Raw genomic sequence first — 15,067 nt, 5'->3', positions numbered from 1 at the left:
GGGTAGGTCATGTCGCTCACCGGAGCCGTCTTCCTCGACGGGGTCATCGCCGTGACCCTCGCGGCCTTCGTCGCCGTGATCGTGCTCTGGCCACGCCTGACCAGGCGTACGCCCTGGCACATCGCGGGGCGGGCGGGCTCGCTGGTCCTCGTCAACCTGCTGGTGCTGCTGACCGCGGCCACCCAGCTCAACGCGTACTTCCTCTTCTACGCCAACTGGGCCGACCTGGCCGGCTCGTTCAGCGGCACCGTCGCCCAGACCACGGTGCACCGGGGCGGGGGCGAGCGCCAGGCGCCCAACATGCCGGTCGCCGGCGTGAAGGCGGCGGTGGCGGCGCAGGTCCCGCCGCTGACCGGGACGCCCAACTCGTCGGGGGCACTCGTCTACACCGTGCACGGCGCGATCAGCGGCCTGACCGGGACGGTGGTCGTGGTGCTGCCACCGGGCTACGACGCAGCGGCCGACGCGACCGAGCGCTACCCGGTGCTGGAGGCGTTCCACGGCTACCCGAGCGCCCCGCAGGGCTGGCTCAAGAACTTCCCGGAGCCGCAGGACGCGCAGCAGCTCGCCACCCAGGGCCAGCTCCGCGCGCCCCTGCTGGTGATCCCGCAGATCGAGTTCCCGGCAGGCGTCGACACCGAGGGCGTGAACGGCCAGGCCGGACGGCCCGCGGTCGAGACCTGGCTGACCCGTGACGTACCGGACTGGGTGGGTTCCCACTTCCGGGTCGATCCCGACCGCAACGGCTGGGCGACGATCGGGGACTCCGCCGGCGGCTACGTGGCGGCGATGGCGACCGTCCTGCACCCCGCCCAGTACGGCGCCGGGATCGTGTTCGGTGGCTACTACCGGCCCGACTTCGGGCCCTACTACCAGCCGTTCGCGCCGGACAGCGCGCCTGGACGACGGTACGACCTCGTCCGCGCCGAGCAGCACGACGCGCCACCGGTCTCGCTGTGGATCCAGACCTCGCACGCCGATCAGCTGAGCTACTCCTCCAGCGCGGACTTCCTGCGTGCGGTCCACCATCCGACGGCGGTGCACGCGGTGGTGCTGCGCAACGCCGGACACCGGCTCTCGATCTGGGTCTCGCTGCTGCCGGAGGCGCTGCGCTGGCTCGGCCAGAACGTGGAGGGCTTCGAGCCGGGCGCACCGACGCCGCCGGTGTCGACCGTCCCGGCGCACGCCTCGACGGTCCTGCAGAGCGGGATCAGGCTCAGGTCGCGCGAGGCAGGCCCGCATCGAGCAGTGCGTGCGCGATCAGCTCGTGCCCGGCGGCATTCGGGTGATCGCCGTCGGCGGCCATCAGGTCGGTGATGTCCTCGCCGGTGCTGTTGAACGCGGTGAAGAGGTCGACGTAGTGCGCGCCCTCGGCGGTCGAGACGGATCGGATCACCGCGTTGGCGCGGTCGGTGAGGCGCAGGGAGGCGTCCAGCCCGGACTGGCCAACGTCGCGACGGGCCACGTCGCCGTCCTGGAAGACGTTCCAGTAGCCGGTGACCAGCACCGTGGTCGGGGCGCTGCCGCGCAGCGCCCGGATCCGCTCGAGCACCGAGGCGAGGTGGGCCCGCAGCGTCGCCACCTCGTCGGCGACGCAGTCGGCGCTGCCGGTTCCGCAGCGGCCGGCGACCACCTGGTCGTGGTGGTCGACGAAGTCGTTGGCACCGATCGTGATCAGGACGATGTCGGAGCGACGTACGGCGCTCTGGTAGCCGGGCCGGCCGAGCTGGCCGAGCAGGCCGGACGTGTCGAGACCGCCGACGGCGAGGTTGTCGACGGAGACCTGCGCGCCGGTGCTCCGGCTCAGCAGCGTGCCGTAGATCTGCGGGAAGGGCCGACATCCGCAGACGTTGCCCGCGGGCACCGAGTCTCCGAGCGCCACCACGGTGTGTCGGGTGCCGGCAGGCGGCGGCGTTGCGGCGGCCGAGGGGCTCGCCGTGGCGGACCGAGGCGCGGAGGAAGGGGCGGTCGAGCGCGGCACCGCGCTCGGGGCGGCGGTTCCGCCCGCTCGCTCCACAAGGAGGACCACGGCTGCGGCCAGGAGGACGGCGACCACGGCGACGAGCGCGACACGACGCAGCGTCATCGCGGACCGGCCGGGCCCGAACCCGGTGTCTCGTCGACCGTCACGGCCTCCAACGTACGGGCGCTCCACGCCGAACACCCTGAACGCCGGCGCACCGCGATCGTGAGCCGCCTCACGCGCGCCTCCCGGGCCGCCGATCGCTCAGCGCGCGGCGGCGGACGCCTCCTCGACCCCACGGGTGGCGAGCTGGTCGGCGAGCTCGTTGTCGGCGACGCCGGCGTGGCCCTTCACCCAGAACCACTCGACCTGGTGCCGCTCGCACGCCGCCTCGAGACGCTGCCACAGATCGGCGTTCTTGACCGGCTGCTTGGCAGCGGTCTTCCAGCCGTTGCGCTTCCAGCCGGCCAGCCACGACGTGATGCCGCTGCGGACGTAGGTGGAGTCGGTGTAGACGTGCACCACGCACGGCCGGTTGAGCGTCTCCAGCGCCTCGCACGGCGCGGTCAGCTCCATCCGGTTGTTGGTGGTGTCGCTCGGGTCGCTGCCGTACATCTCCCGGACGTGCGCGCCGAAGCGCAGCACGGCCCCCCAGCCACCGGGGCCGGGGTTGGGGCGGCAGCCGCCGTCGGTGTGGATGGTGACGACCTCGGCGGGGTCCGGTACGGCGCTCATGCGCTCCAGATCCAGCCGAGCAGACCCTCGAGCGGCTCCGGGAGCGCCTCGAGGGGAACGACCGCGGCCATGGCGGCGGCGTACGTCCGCTTGCGTGCGCCGTTGGCGCTGATGAAGCGGCGCAGCTGCTCGATGGCCTCGTCGCCGCTGTGCGCGTCCTGGTTCTGGAAGGAGCGGAAGCCGCCCAGGTCGTTCTTCTGCTCCAGCAGGGCGGTGACCGCGGTGACGCCGAGCGCGCGGACGAGCTCATCCTCGAGGTCGCGGCGGCAGGCGAAGAAGCCCTGGCGGGAGAGGTCCTCGCCCTCTTGGCGGTTGAGGGCGCGCGCGAAGAAGCGCTCCTCGGCCTCGTCGTAGAGCCCACCGACGCGGCGTCCGGCCGCCGCCTTCTCGGCGATGAAGCGGCCCGCGTTGCCGGCACCGCCCATGCTGACCAGCTCGATGGCGTCGACATCTTCGGCCGTGCCATCCGAGGGGCCCAGCTCGATGCCGTAGCGCGGTGCGAGCGCCTCGACGGCCGCCTTGTCGGAGTCGCCCTCGACGAGGATCGTGATCGGTCGCGCCATGCTCAGAAGTCCTCGTCGGGGTCGTCGTCGTCCTTCGTCCCCCAGCGCCAGTGCGGCGTCGGGCCCTTCCTGATCGCGATGAGGATGAAGACCACGATCACGACGAGGACGTAGAAGAGATAGGCGTACGGGTTCGGGCCACCCTGGTCCTCGCCCTGCGGCAGGAACGGGATCGGCGCCAGGACGAGCAGGAGCACGGCCGCGAGCAGCAGCCAGCCCTGCCACGTCGACGGGGTCCACCCCCAGCCGTAGCGTCGCCGCTTGAACCAGTACGTCACGCCCGGAGCCTAACCGTCGCCGGCGGAGCCTCCGGACGCCGCCCTGGCGCGGGTTGCGGGGCGCTCGAGCGGGTACCGTCGAGGGGACCTGACCCTGCGAGTGAGGAGCGCGATGACCACCATCCTGATCCTGGGCGGACACGGCAAGGTCGCCCTGCGACTGGCCCCGCTGCTGGTCGAGCGCGGAGACGTCGTCACCAGCGTCTTCCGCAACCCCGACCACCGGACCGACGTCGCCGCCACCGGGGCCCGCCCGGTCGTGGCCGATGTCGAGACGCTCGGGACCGAGGAGCTGACCGAGCTCCTGCGCGGCCAGGACGCGGTCGTGTGGTCGGCCGGTGCCGGGGGCGGCGACGAGGCCAGGACGTACGCCGTCGATCGCGACGCCGCGATCCGCAGCATGGATGCCGCGACCGCAGCCGGGGTGGCGCGCTACGTGATGGTCTCCTACCTCGGCGCCCGCCCCGAGCACGGAGTGGCGCCGGACGACGCGTTCCACGCCTATGCCGAGGCGAAGGCCGCCGCCGACGAGCACCTGCGCGCCTCCTCACTCGCGTTCACGGTCCTCGGCCCGGGTCGACTGACCCTGGATGACCCCACCGGGCTGATCGACGTGGTGACCCCGGACGCGGAGGGCGACACCTCGATCACCCGCGCCGACGTCGCGGCCGTGGTCGCGGCGACGCTGCACGACGACAGCACCGTCGGGCGCACGATCGGCTTCTGCAACGGCCGTACGCCGATCGTCGAGGCCATCCGCGGCTAGCGCACGTGGCTCCCGGTCACCGTGGTCCATGATGGGGCCATGGCTGTGCGCGTGGACCTCAACATCTCGCTCGATGGTTTCGCGACCACGACCGATCAGACGCCCGAGAGCCCGTTCGGCGAGGACTGGGGGCGGATGACGGCGGCGTACGTCGCGACCCGGACCTTCCAGACCCGCGTCCTCGGCAAGACCGGCGAGGGCACGACCGGTGTCGACGAGCGGTATGCCGCGGCGTACTTCGAGGGGATCGGCGCCGAGATCATGGGCGCCGGGATGTTCGGCCTCCACACCTTCCCCGACGACCCCGACTGGAAGGGCTGGTGGGGCGACGAGCCGCCGTTCCACTGCCCCGTGTTCGTGCTGAGCCACCGCGAGCAGGCGCCGATCGAGTTCGCGAACGGGACCACCTTCCACTTCCTGACCGCGTCGCCCGACGACGTGCTGGCGCTCGCGACCGAGGCGGCCGGAGGCCAGGACGTACGGGTGGGCGGCGGCCCGACCGTCGTGCGCGACTTCCTCCGCGCCGGTCTCGTCGACCGCCTCCACGTCGCGATCGCCCCGATCCTGATCGGCAGCGGCATCCGGCTCTGGGACGACCTGCGCGGCCTCGAGTCCGGCTACGCGGTGACCTCCGAGACCGCCGAGAGCGGCACGATCCACCTGACGTTCAGCCGCTGAACTCCGCCGGCGTGCAACATCGCGCAGGTGCGGGATGTTGCACGCTCGGAGACGGGGTTCCGGCGCACAGATCCCGCACGTGCGGGATCTGTGCCCTCATGTGTCCTCGCGGCTCTCGCGCTCCAACCGGATCCCGCGCGCGATCAGTGACGGGGTGAGCGTGATCGCGCCGAAGACGAGGAAGGACCGGCCGACGAGGCCGTTGTCACGCAGGCTGCGCTCGGCCTGGTTGCGGACCGGGGTGAGCTTCCTGATGGGCATGACGGCACAGGTGCACGACGGCGCGCGAGGCCCGGGTCGGGACGCCGTCGAGCCCTGCGGGCCGCGGGCACGGGGTCGGTGGCCGGAGTCGGCAGCCGTGGTTCACCACTGATTCCTCCCTACCGTGGACGAACCGCTACAGGTCCGCTCGGGGCCGGCGACACGGATGACGCGGTGGCGTGGCCGACGTGGACGACCACCGTGCCGGCGATGAGGTCGTGCAGGCCGCGGGAGCGGCGCTGGAACGCGATCAGCACCAGGCCGAGGAAGCCGAGGGTGGCCGAGAGCGCGAAGGCCACCGCCCGCACCAGAGCACGGAACGGGCCGACCCGACTGCCGTCGGCGCGCCGCACCCGGACGCCGACCAGCCACTTGCCCACCGTCGCGTCGGCCACGGCGACGCAGACGGTCGCGTACACCGCCGCCCATCCGCCCAGCGCCACGGCCGCGAGCAGCGCGGCGCCCTGATCGGTGAGCCAGTTGCCGGAGAACCCGAACGCATCGAAGACGACGCCGATCACCCACGCCGCCCCGGCGTACGCGGCGAGGACCACGCCGAGGTCGACCAGCCAGGCGAGCAGCCGGCTGACCCCGCCGGCGAACGGGACGCTCTGCCCGGTGCGCGCGTCGTACCACTGCGGGCGGGTCCGCCGGCGCTGCGTGACCCGGTCCACGACGACCGCCGCGAGCCGATCCCCGTCGGCGAGCCGGTCCCGGACGATGTCGAGGGTGCCGCCGGCGAGGTGCCCGGTGGTCTCGGCGACGATCTGCGGGATGCCGGCGCGCTGCACGAGCCGCTCGACGTCGACCCGGGCCATCAGCGCGTCCACGTCGACGCGAGCCAGCACCCGGTTGACGTCGACCCGCTCGATCAGCCGGTCGACGTCGACGTCGTCGAGGACGGCGTTCACGTCGACGTTGTCCAGCACCGCCTCGATCGGCACGATCCCGACCATCTTGCCGGTCACCGCACCCGCGACCCGGCCGATCAGCCCGTGCTCGGGTCCCTGCTCCGGACCGCGCGGTGGCCGGCCGCCGGGTCCCTGCGGAGTGCACATCGGGTCAGGCCTTGCCCTGGGGCCGGCGCTTGCTGATGTAGTAGCCGATCCCGGCCCCGATCACCGTCACGATGGTCAGGGTCAGCCACAGCGGCCAGGTGAGGTGGAACCACAGGAAGCTGATCCGGGTCTCGTCCGGGTTCTGCGCGATGAAGACGACGGCGATCAGGACCAGGACGACGGCGAGCCAGCGCTCGCGCAGGAAGTCGATCATCGGTCCCTCACCTTCGTCGCCCTGGGTGGCGCTCCATGAACGGTGCAGCGTGGATGTGACCGACGCTAGCGCCGCGGTCGCCGAATCACCGCCAACCGCGTCGGCGTGGTGAGTCACCCGACTCAGGGGAGGCGTCCTCCGTCGGCGGCGGGCCAGGGTGTCCGGGTCGGGCCAGTCGATGCGGCCTCATCGCCGCTGCAGGAGGAGAAGGCATGTCGGAGAAGCCGAACATCTTGATCATCTGGGGCGATGACATCGGCATCAGCAACCTCAGCTGCTACAGCAACGGCCTGATGGGCTATCGCACGCCCAACATCGACCGGGTCGCGGAGGAGGGCGTGCTGTTCACCGACTACTACGGCGAGCAGAGCTGTACGGCAGGGCGCGCCGCGTTCATCACCGGCCAGAACCCCTATCGCACCGGGCTGACCAAGGTCGGCTTCCCGGGCGCCGACATCGGCTTGCGGGCCGAGGACCCGACGATCGCCACCGCGCTGAAGAGCCTCGGGTACGCCACCGGCCAGTTCGGCAAGAACCACTTCGGCGACCGCGACGAGTTCCTGCCGACCATGCACGGCTTCGACGAGTTCTTCGGCAACCTCTACCACCTCAACGCCGAGGAGGAGCCCGAGCTCCCCGACTACCCGACCGAGGAGGAGTTCCCGAACTTCCGCAAGCGGTTCGGCCCGCGCGGCGTCATCCACGCGTGGGCCAACGGGGACGGCACCCAGCGGATCGAGGACACCGGCCCGCTCACCAAGGAGCGGATGAAGACGATCGACGACGAGATCGTGCCCGAGGCGCTGCGCTTCATGGGTGAGGCGAAGGACGCGGACACCCCGTTCTTCGTCTGGCTCAACACCACCCACATGCACTTCCGCACCCACATCAAGGACGGCTCGCGCGGGCAGGCGGGTCGCTGGCAGTCGGAATACCACGACGTGATGGTCGACCACGACGCGCTGGTCGGGTCGGTGCTCGACTACCTGGACGAGAACGGCTTGGCGGAGAACACCATCGTGATGTACTCCACCGACAACGGTCCGCACATGAACTCCTGGCCCGATGCCGGCATGACGCCGTTCCGCAGCGAGAAGAACTCGAACTGGGAGGGTGCCTACCGGGTGCCGGCGATGGTGCGCTGGCCCGGGCACATCCCCGCCGGGGAGGTGCGCAACGGCATCGTCAGCCACAACGACTGGTTCATCACGCTGCTCGCCGCCGCCGGGGACGCCGACGTCGCGAACCGGCTGAAGGCCGGGACCGACCTGGCCGGAGCCTCGTACAAGGTCCATCTCGACGGGCACAACCAGCTCGACTACGTCACCGGGGCCGCGGAGAAGAGCCCGCGCAACCACTTCTTCTACGTCTCCGACGACGGCGACCTGACCGCACTGCGCTACGACAACTGGAAGTTCGTCTTCCTCGAGCAGCGCGCCACCGGCACCCTGCGGATCTGGCAGGAGCCGTTCACCGAGCTGCGCTTCCCGAAGCTGTTCAACCTGAAGACGGATCCGTACGAGCGGGCGGACGTCACCTCGAACACCTACTTCGACTGGGTGCTGGACCACATCTGGCTCTTCGTCCCCGCGCAGGCGTACGTTGCCGAGATGATCCAGTCGTTCCAGGAGTTCCCGGTGCGCCAGACGCCGCCGAGCTTCAGCGTCGACCAGGTGCTCGCCAAGCTGCAGTCGGTCGCCGGGAGCAGCTGAGGATGCAGGTCGACCTGCCCGGTGGCACCTTCCGGATGGGCTCCGACGACCACTACCCGGAGGAGGCGCCGACCCACCACGTACAGGTCGGCGCCTTCGCCATCGACGTGCGCCAGGTGACCAACGCGGAGTTCGCCGCGTTCGTCGAGGCCACCGGCTACGTGACGGTCGCCGAGCGCCCGCTCGACCCGGCCGACTACCCGGATGCGCCGGCGGAGAACCTGCAGCCCGGCTCGATGGTGTTCACGCCGACCCGCGGGCCGGTCGACCTGCGCCACCTCAGCCAGTGGTGGCGTTGGAAGCCGGGCGCTTGCTGGAAGCACCCGAGCGGTCCCGCGAGCGGCATCGACAAGCGGTTGGATCATCCGGTCGTGCACGTGGCGCACGCCGACGCGGCCGCGTACGCCGCCTGGGCCGGTGGAGCGCTGCCGACTGAAGCCGAGTGGGAGTACGCCGCCCGCGGAGGACTCGACGGCGCGGCCTTCACCTGGGGAGACGAGGCGCGTCCGGGCGGCAGGATCATGGCGAACACCTGGGACGGCCCCGACTTCCCCTGGCGCAGCACCGGCGAGAGCGGCTTCCAGCGGACCGCCCCGGTCGGCAGCTTCCCGCCCAACGGCTTCGGGCTCTTCGACATGGCCGGCAACGTCTGGGAGTGGACCGAGGACTGGTGGACCGCGCAGCACCCCGACGCCCACGGTGGCCCGGCCTGCTGCGCCCCCGAGGCGCCGCGCGGCGGTGATCTCGCGGGCAGCTACGACCCCGCCCAGCCGCAGTTCAAGGTCGGCCGCAAGGTGATCAAGGGCGGGTCGCACCTGTGTGCCGACTCCTACTGCCTGCGCTATCGGCCCGCCGCGCGCCGCCCCCAGATGATCGACACCGGGATGAGCCACATCGGGTTCCGATGCGTCACCCGTCCCCGAACGGAAGGACTGACCCTTGTCTGAGAACCTGCTCCCGTCATGGCGCCCGGGCCCGACCCGCGACGCGATCCTGGCCTTCCTCGATGCTGCCGAGTCGGTGCCCGTACGCGAGCGGGTGGCCTACTTCGACAACGACGGCACGATGTGGACCGAGAAGCCGGAGTACGTCCAGATGTACTTCTTCCTCGATGCGCTCAAGCGCCGGGTGGAGGCCGATCCGAAGCTCGCCGAGCGTGCCGAGTATGCCGCGCTGATCCACCAGGACCACGAGGCGATCGGCAAGCTTGGCCTGCCGGCGATCGTCTTCGCCCTGGCCGAGCTCTTCGAGGGACAGACGCCCGAGGAGTTCGCCGCCGAGGCGCGCGGCTTCGCGACCCGCCACCCGGGTCGGGTGTTCGCCCCGATGCTGGAGCTGATCGAGGAGCTGCGGCGTCGCGAGTTCACCGTCGGTCTCATCACCGGCGGCGGGACCGAGTTCGTCCGAGCGGTGAGCGAGGACCTCTACGGCGTACCGCCCGAGCTGGTGGTCGGCTCCCTGATCGACTACACCTTCGAGCGCGACGCCCACGACCGCCCCGAGCTGCGCCGCACCGCGCAGATCCTCGGCCACGCCAACGAGGGCGAGCCGAAGGTGCTCAACATCCAGACCCAGCTGGGACGGCGCCCGATCTTCGCGGCCGGCAACTCCAGCGGCGACCGGGAGATGCTCGAGTGGACCGCCGCCGGCACCGGTCCGACGATGGCGATGCTGGTGGTGCACGATGACGCGGACCGCGAGTTCAGCTACGCCGGCGAGGGCGTCACCACCGCCAACGACGAGTCGATCACCGACGTCGGCACCCGGCTCGGCTGGACGCTGGTCAGCATCGCCCGGGACTGGGAGACCGTCTTCTAGCCCGCCCGGAGGTCGAGCCTGTCGAGACCCCGCAGATCGAGCCCCGGAGGTCGAGCCTGTCGAGACCCCCGCAGATCGAGCCCCGGAGGTCGAGCCTGTCGAGACCCCCGCAGATCGAGCCCCGGAGGTCGAGCCTGTCGAGACCCCCGCAGATCGAGCCCCGGAGGTCGAGCCTGTCGAGACCCCTCAGCACGTGCCAGATCGTGCAGGTGCGGGATCTGTGCCGCTGCCTAGCCGCGCAGCCGGTCGCGGCGCACGATGAACCGCTCGAACAGGACGGTCGCGAGCGGCGGGATGCTCGCCACCAGACCGAGGGCCCACAGCCCGAACGACCAGCGGAACGATCGAGCGGCCAACGTCGTGGACACCACGTACGCGACGAACGCCATCCCGTGGATGGGTCCCATGATGTGCACGCCGGTGGCGTTGTGGCCGACGACGTACTTGAACAGCATCCCGATCAGCAGGCCCGCCCAGGTGACGGCCTCGATCAGTGCGGTGGCCCGGAAGGCCAGCGCGATGGCACGGTGCTCGCCGGGCTGCTCGGCGGCCGGGGCCTCGGTGGCGATGACGTCGTTCGACATGGTTGCTGGTCCTCTCAGGACTCGTCGGTGGTTCGTACGTGCCTGGCTCGGCGAGGCCGGATCCGGCCCCAGACCAAACTGCCCGCCCCTGTGAGGAAGCCGATTCCGTAACCAGCACCCAGACCAGCGGCGAACAGCGCGGCCGTCTCGGCGAGCGAGGTCGCCGGGTCATCCCAGACGTGGACGGAATCCGTGTCGGACACAACGCGGACGACGTCGTGCTTGTCGCCGACCTGGCTGCGGTCACACCCCTCTTCGTTGGTGAATGTGGCGGGCAGCCCGGTCGGCGGGTTCGCCGAGACCCAGATCAAGCGGTAGACGTCGGCGGAGCCGGACTTGCCACAGTGGTCGGTCCGCCCGGTCCGCTCGGCGACGACGACCTGAGCATGCTCGACGGGGCGACCATGGACGTGTGCCCACTGGCGGAGTCCGACGGCGCCGAGGATCAACCCGAGCAGGAGCCCGGCGCCGGGAGCGATGACAAGAACGACACGCCGGAACCCGTTCTGCCGATCCGTCCACTCCCAGATCCGGCCGATCAGCCTCATACGTTGAAGCGGAACTCCACCACGTCGCCGTCCTGCATCACGTAGTCCTTGCCCTCCATGCGAGCCTTGCCGACCTCGCGTGCCTTCGCGACGGAGCCGGCGGCGATGAGGTCGTCGTACGAGACGATCTCCGCCTTGATGAAGCCCTTCTGGAAGTCGGTGTGGATCACACCGGCTGCCTCGGGGGCGGTGGCGCCCTTGTTGATCGTCCAGGCGCGCACCTCCTTCGGACCGGCGGTGAGGTAGGTCTGCAGGCCGAGGGTGTCGAAGCCGACGCGGGCGAGCTGGTTGAGGCCGGACTCGTCGATGCCGAGGTCGTTGAGCATCTCGAGCGCCTCCTCGTCGGTCATCTCGATGAGCTCGGACTCGATCTTGGCGTCCAGGAAGATCGCCTCAGCGGGGGCGACCAGCTCCCGCATCGACGCCTTGAGCGACTCGTCGGCCAGCTCGTCGGTGTCGCAGTTGAAGACGTAGATGAACGGCTTCGCAGTGAGCAGGGAGAGCTCGCGGAGCAGCTCGCGGTCGATCTTGGTGGAGATGATCGGGGTACCCGCCTCGAGCGCCTCCTTGGCCTCCTGGGCGGCCTCGAAGTTCGCGACGAGGTCCTTGTTCTTGCGGGACTCCTTGTCGAGGCGGGTGATCGCCTTCTCGACGGTCTCGATGTCGGCCAGGATCAGCTCGGTCTGGATCGTCGAGATGTCGGAGCCCGGGTTGACCTCGCCGTCGACGTGGGTGACGTCGTCGTCGCGGAAGACGCGGGTGACCTGGCAGATCGCGGCCGACTCGCGGATGTGCGCGAGGAACTTGTTGCCCAGGCCCTCGCCCTGCGAGGCGCCGCGGACGATGCCGGCGATGTCGACGAACTCGACGGTGGCGGGCAGCAGCCGCTCCGAGCCGTAGATCTTGGAGAGCTCCGCCAGCCGCGCGTCGGGCACGCCCACGACGCCGACGTTCGGCTCGATCGTCGCGAACGGGTAGTTCGCGGCGAGCACGTTGTTCTTGGTCAGCGCGTTGAAGAGCGTCGACTTGCCCGCGTTCGGGAGACCGACGATGCCAATGGTGAGAGCCACGAGGCCTGAGTCTAAGGAGTCCGCGCGGGTCGAGCCGATTCCGCGTGACGCCGTCCGCCCGCTGGTGTTGGGTGTTCGTATGACCGTGACCGTGCACGCCATCACCTTCGACTGCGCCGATGCTCGTGCACTCGCCGACTTCTGGGCCGACCTGACCGGCTGGAACGTCTTCTACGACGAGGACGACAACGAGGTGCTGGTCGCACCGCACTATCCCAACGACGACGGCACCTCGCTGCTGTTCATCCGGGTGCCCGAGGGCAAGACTGCGAAGAACCGGATCCACCTGGACCTGGCGCCGACCGACGCCGGCCGCGACGAGCAGGTCGAGCATGCCCTGGACCTCGGCGCGACGCTGCTCGACGACCGTCGCCAGCCCGACGGGGCGGGATGGGTCGTCCTGGCCGATCCGGAGGGCAACGAGTTCTGCATCGTGCGCAGCGAGGCCGAGCGGGGCGGCCAGGCGCCGCGGGCGATCAAGCTCGCCTGAGCGGGTAGGTTTCCGGGGTGCGCATCGCGACCTGGAACGTCAACTCCATCCGCACCCGGATCGACCGGGTGCACGCCTTCATCGACCGACACGACATCGACGTGCTCGCCGTCCAGGAGACCAAGGCGAAGGTCGACCAGATCCCGACCATGGAGCTGGAGCTGCGGGGGTACGAGATGGCCGCCGTCGGTCACTCGCAGTGGAACGGCGTCGCGCTCTTCTCCCGGGTCGGGCTCGAGGACGTCCAGGTGGGCTTCGAGGGCATGCCGCTCTACGGCGAGCCGGAGACCGCCGAGGCGCGCGCCATCTCCGCGGTGTGCGGCGGCGTGCGGATCGCCTCGCTCTACGTCCCGAACGGCCGCAAGCCCGACGACCCGCACTACGTCTACAAGCTCGACTGGCTGGCCCGGCTGCGCGAGGCCTCGCAGGCCTGGCTCGACTCTCCGACCGCACTGGTGGGTGACTGGAACGTCTGCCCGTACGACGAGGACTGCTTCGACCCCTCGCAGTTCAAGAACTCCACGCACCTGACCCCGGCCGAGCGGGAGGCGTTCTTCGCGATCGAGAAGGACTACCGCGACGTGGTGCGGCCGTACACCCCGGGCCCGGACGTCTACACCTACTTCGACTACTACCGCCAGCGCTTCGAGCGGAACCGTGGCCTGCGGATCGACTTCGTCCTCGGCTCCCCCGCCTTCGCCTCGCGGGTGACGGGCGCCTTCATCGACCGCGACGAGCGCGACCCCGCCCAGGGCACCGGCGCCCCGTCGGACCACGCCCCGGTGGTCGTCGACCTCGCTGACTGATCGTGACGACCCTGCGGAGTGCGGACTCCTCCGACGTTCGGGACCTGATGGCCCTGTGGCACGTCGCCGCCGAGAACGACTCCCGCCCGACCGACACCGCCGAGAAGTTCGAGCTGCTGCTGGCGCGCGACCCGGAGGCATGCACGGTGGCCGAGCAGGACGGCCGGCTGGTGGGCTCCCTCGTCTCCGGCTGGGACGGATGGCGGGCCCATCTGTATCGCCTCGCCGTGCACCCGGACGTACGCCGCCAAGGCGTCGGCCGGCTGCTCCTCGCGCATGCGGAGGAGCGCTTCCGTGCACTCGGGGCGGCCCGGATCGACGCGATGGTCCTCGAGGGCAACGACCTGGGTCAGACCATCTGGCGAGCCGCCGGCTACGCGCCGCAGCCGGACTGGCGACGGTGGGTCAAGCCGCTGGACTGAGGCCGGTCCCGCGACGGCGTTCCGAGGCGCGATCTCAAAACTGTCAGGGGTCGCTGCCACGGTGAGCGCATGGAGATCTTCGCGCTCTTCGTCGCCCTCGTGGTCGGCCTCGCCCTCGGCGCCCTGATCGGCGTCTTCTGGATCCGGTCGCGTCCCGCCGCGCTGGAGGGCGCCCTCGATCAGGCCGAGGTGATGCAGAGCCTCGACCGGCTCAGCGACCAGATGCACCACCTCGACCGGGAGCGGGCGCAGTGGCAGGGCCGGTTCCACGCCCAGGTCGACCAGCTGCAGCGCGAGACCCGGACGCTGTCGACGGCGCTGCGCCGTCCGCAGGTGCGGGGCCGCTGGGGCGAGCTGCACCTGCGCCGGGCGGTGGAGCTGGCCGGGCTGGTCGACCGCTGCGACTTCAGCGAGCAGGTCCGGGTCGAGGATGGCGCGCTCCGCCCCGACCTGGTCGTCCACCTCGCCGGCGGCCGCGAGATCGTCGTCGACGCCAAGGTCCCCCTCGACGCCCACCTCGATGCGACCAGCACCGAGGACGACGCCGAGCGGCAGCACCACCTCAACCGGCACGCGCACCAGCTGCGCACCCACATCGACCAGCTCGGCTCGAAGGCCTACTGGCGCTCCCTGCCCGGCAGTCCCGAGTTCGTCGTCCTCTTCGTGCCGGCCGAGTCGTTCCTCGCCGCCGCGCTGGAGACCGACGGCTCGCTGATCGAGTACGCCGCCGCCCGCCAGGTCGTGCTCGCCACCCCGACGACCCTCATCGCCCTGCTGCGCACGGTCGCCCACGGCTGGTCCCAGGAGACCCTCGCCGACGAGGCCCGCCAGATCCACCGGCTCGGCCGCGACCTGCACCACCGGCTGGCCACCTTCAGCGGCCACCTCGACGCGGTCGGCCGCTCCCTCAACGCGACCGTCACCCGCTACAACCAGGCGATCGGCTCCCTCGAGGGCCGGGTCCTGGTCGCCGCCCGCCGCTTCGGCGAGCTCGGCGTCACCGACGAGCAGCTGCCGTCACCGCGGCCCGTCGAGCTCCACGCCGTGCGGCGCGCCGCCGTCGACGACGCGGGGCAGGACCCTAACGTGGCCATCTAGAAG

The 15,067-nt window shown here is 70.9% G+C and carries 20 protein-coding genes; 10 read left to right on the top strand and 10 right to left on the bottom strand.

The annotated features are described in order from the left end of the window. Positions 1–9: 9 nt before the first annotated feature. Positions 10–1,317: an alpha/beta hydrolase gene (locus tag ACZ5L9_RS11035; RefSeq protein ID WP_464527591.1), complete on the top strand. Its 1,308-nt coding sequence runs from the start codon at positions 10–12 to the stop codon at positions 1,315–1,317. Here the strand turns inward: ACZ5L9_RS11035 and ACZ5L9_RS11030 are convergent. The 4 genes from ACZ5L9_RS11030 to ACZ5L9_RS11015 form a co-directional block, all read right to left on the bottom strand. Further along, complete coding sequence (locus tag ACZ5L9_RS11030; protein ID WP_464527589.1) at positions 1,217–2,086, bottom strand: SGNH/GDSL hydrolase family protein; 870 nt, start codon at positions 2,084–2,086, stop codon at positions 1,217–1,219. The two genes, ACZ5L9_RS11035 and ACZ5L9_RS11030, sit on opposite strands and share 101 nt — an antisense overlap. 141 nt (positions 2,087–2,227) lie before the next feature. Next, positions 2,228–2,698: a ribonuclease HI gene (gene rnhA / locus ACZ5L9_RS11025; protein ID WP_464527587.1), complete on the bottom strand. Its 471-nt coding sequence runs from the start codon at positions 2,696–2,698 to the stop codon at positions 2,228–2,230. Next, a complete protein-coding gene (locus ACZ5L9_RS11020) occupies positions 2,695–3,261 on the bottom strand; it encodes a TOPRIM nucleotidyl transferase/hydrolase domain-containing protein (RefSeq protein ID WP_464527585.1) in 567 nt (188 codons plus the stop codon). Before ACZ5L9_RS11020 ends, rnhA begins: the two co-directional genes overlap by 4 nt. 2 nt (positions 3,262–3,263) lie before the next feature. Next, on the bottom strand, positions 3,264–3,539 hold the full coding sequence (locus tag ACZ5L9_RS11015; protein ID WP_464527583.1) for a hypothetical protein: 276 nt from the start codon (positions 3,537–3,539) through the stop codon (positions 3,264–3,266). Positions 3,540–3,651: 112 nt separating this feature from the next. Between ACZ5L9_RS11015 and ACZ5L9_RS11010 the strand changes: the two genes are divergently transcribed. Further along, positions 3,652–4,305, top strand: coding sequence for an NAD(P)H-binding protein (locus ACZ5L9_RS11010; RefSeq protein WP_464527582.1), 654 nt, complete (start codon positions 3,652–3,654; stop codon positions 4,303–4,305). A gap of 39 nt (positions 4,306–4,344) precedes the next feature. Next, a complete protein-coding gene (locus ACZ5L9_RS11005) occupies positions 4,345–4,983 on the top strand; it encodes a dihydrofolate reductase family protein (RefSeq protein WP_464527580.1) in 639 nt (212 codons plus the stop codon). A 96-nt stretch (positions 4,984–5,079) separates the two neighbouring features. Here the strand turns inward: ACZ5L9_RS11005 and ACZ5L9_RS11000 are convergent, their stop codons facing one another. The 3 genes from ACZ5L9_RS11000 to ACZ5L9_RS10990 all read right to left on the bottom strand — a co-directional run bounded on the left by ACZ5L9_RS11000 (position 5,080) and on the right by ACZ5L9_RS10990 (position 6,516). Continuing rightward, positions 5,080–5,244: a hypothetical protein gene (locus ACZ5L9_RS11000; protein WP_464527579.1), complete on the bottom strand. Its 165-nt coding sequence runs from the start codon at positions 5,242–5,244 to the stop codon at positions 5,080–5,082. Positions 5,245–5,363: 119 nt separating this feature from the next. After that, on the bottom strand, positions 5,364–6,302 hold the full coding sequence (locus ACZ5L9_RS10995; RefSeq protein WP_464527577.1) for an RDD family protein: 939 nt from the start codon (positions 6,300–6,302) through the stop codon (positions 5,364–5,366). Positions 6,303–6,306: 4 nt separating this feature from the next. Continuing rightward, the gene (locus tag ACZ5L9_RS10990; protein WP_464527575.1) at positions 6,307–6,516 is read right to left on the bottom strand and encodes a LapA family protein; all 210 of its coding nucleotides are present in this window, start codon (positions 6,514–6,516) and stop codon (positions 6,307–6,309) included. A gap of 212 nt (positions 6,517–6,728) precedes the next feature. Between ACZ5L9_RS10990 and ACZ5L9_RS10985 the strand changes: the two genes are divergently transcribed. The 3 genes from ACZ5L9_RS10985 to ACZ5L9_RS10975 are packed head-to-tail and all read left to right on the top strand — an operon-like array spanning position 6,729 to position 10,046. Beyond that, complete coding sequence (locus ACZ5L9_RS10985; RefSeq protein ID WP_464527573.1) at positions 6,729–8,228, top strand: arylsulfatase; 1,500 nt, start codon at positions 6,729–6,731, stop codon at positions 8,226–8,228. A gap of 2 nt (positions 8,229–8,230) precedes the next feature. Then, complete coding sequence (locus ACZ5L9_RS10980; RefSeq protein WP_464527572.1) at positions 8,231–9,175, top strand: formylglycine-generating enzyme family protein; 945 nt, start codon at positions 8,231–8,233, stop codon at positions 9,173–9,175. Next, positions 9,168–10,046: an HAD family hydrolase gene (locus tag ACZ5L9_RS10975; RefSeq protein ID WP_464527570.1), complete on the top strand. Its 879-nt coding sequence runs from the start codon at positions 9,168–9,170 to the stop codon at positions 10,044–10,046. Before ACZ5L9_RS10980 ends, ACZ5L9_RS10975 begins: the two co-directional genes overlap by 8 nt. 230 nt (positions 10,047–10,276) lie before the next feature. On the opposite strand, the gene ACZ5L9_RS10970 is transcribed toward ACZ5L9_RS10975, so the two are convergent. Genes ACZ5L9_RS10970 through ychF form a run of 3 tightly spaced genes read right to left on the bottom strand, consistent with a single transcriptional unit; the run spans position 10,277 to position 12,248 of the window. Continuing rightward, a complete protein-coding gene (locus tag ACZ5L9_RS10970) occupies positions 10,277–10,630 on the bottom strand; it encodes a DUF3817 domain-containing protein (protein WP_464527568.1) in 354 nt (117 codons plus the stop codon). Positions 10,631–10,644: 14 nt separating this feature from the next. Then, positions 10,645–11,178, bottom strand: coding sequence for a hypothetical protein (locus ACZ5L9_RS10965; protein ID WP_464527565.1), 534 nt, complete (start codon positions 11,176–11,178; stop codon positions 10,645–10,647). Continuing rightward, entirely contained in the window at positions 11,175–12,248 is a 1,074-nt protein-coding gene (gene ychF, locus ACZ5L9_RS10960; protein ID WP_464527564.1) for a redox-regulated ATPase YchF, read from the bottom strand. Before ychF ends, ACZ5L9_RS10965 begins: the two co-directional genes overlap by 4 nt. Before the next feature lie 79 nt (positions 12,249–12,327). Here ychF and ACZ5L9_RS10955 point away from each other — a divergent pair, with 79 nt between their 5' ends. From ACZ5L9_RS10955 to ACZ5L9_RS10940, 4 genes are all read left to right on the top strand, one after another. Continuing rightward, positions 12,328–12,738, top strand: coding sequence for a VOC family protein (locus ACZ5L9_RS10955; RefSeq protein WP_464527563.1), 411 nt, complete (start codon positions 12,328–12,330; stop codon positions 12,736–12,738). 17 nt (positions 12,739–12,755) lie between these two features. Next, on the top strand, positions 12,756–13,544 hold the full coding sequence (locus tag ACZ5L9_RS10950; RefSeq protein ID WP_464527561.1) for an exodeoxyribonuclease III: 789 nt from the start codon (positions 12,756–12,758) through the stop codon (positions 13,542–13,544). 2 nt (positions 13,545–13,546) lie between these two features. Next, entirely contained in the window at positions 13,547–13,966 is a 420-nt protein-coding gene (locus tag ACZ5L9_RS10945; protein WP_464527560.1) for a GNAT family N-acetyltransferase, read from the top strand. 69 nt (positions 13,967–14,035) lie between these two features. Further along, the gene (locus tag ACZ5L9_RS10940) at positions 14,036–15,064 is read left to right on the top strand and encodes a DNA recombination protein RmuC (protein WP_464527558.1); all 1,029 of its coding nucleotides are present in this window, start codon (positions 14,036–14,038) and stop codon (positions 15,062–15,064) included. The last annotated feature ends 3 nt before the right edge of the window (positions 15,065–15,067 follow it).

It is taken from the genome of Nocardioides sp. JCM 18998, from assembly GCF_055391535.1.
This window is presented reverse-complemented; position numbering and strand designations above follow the sequence as displayed.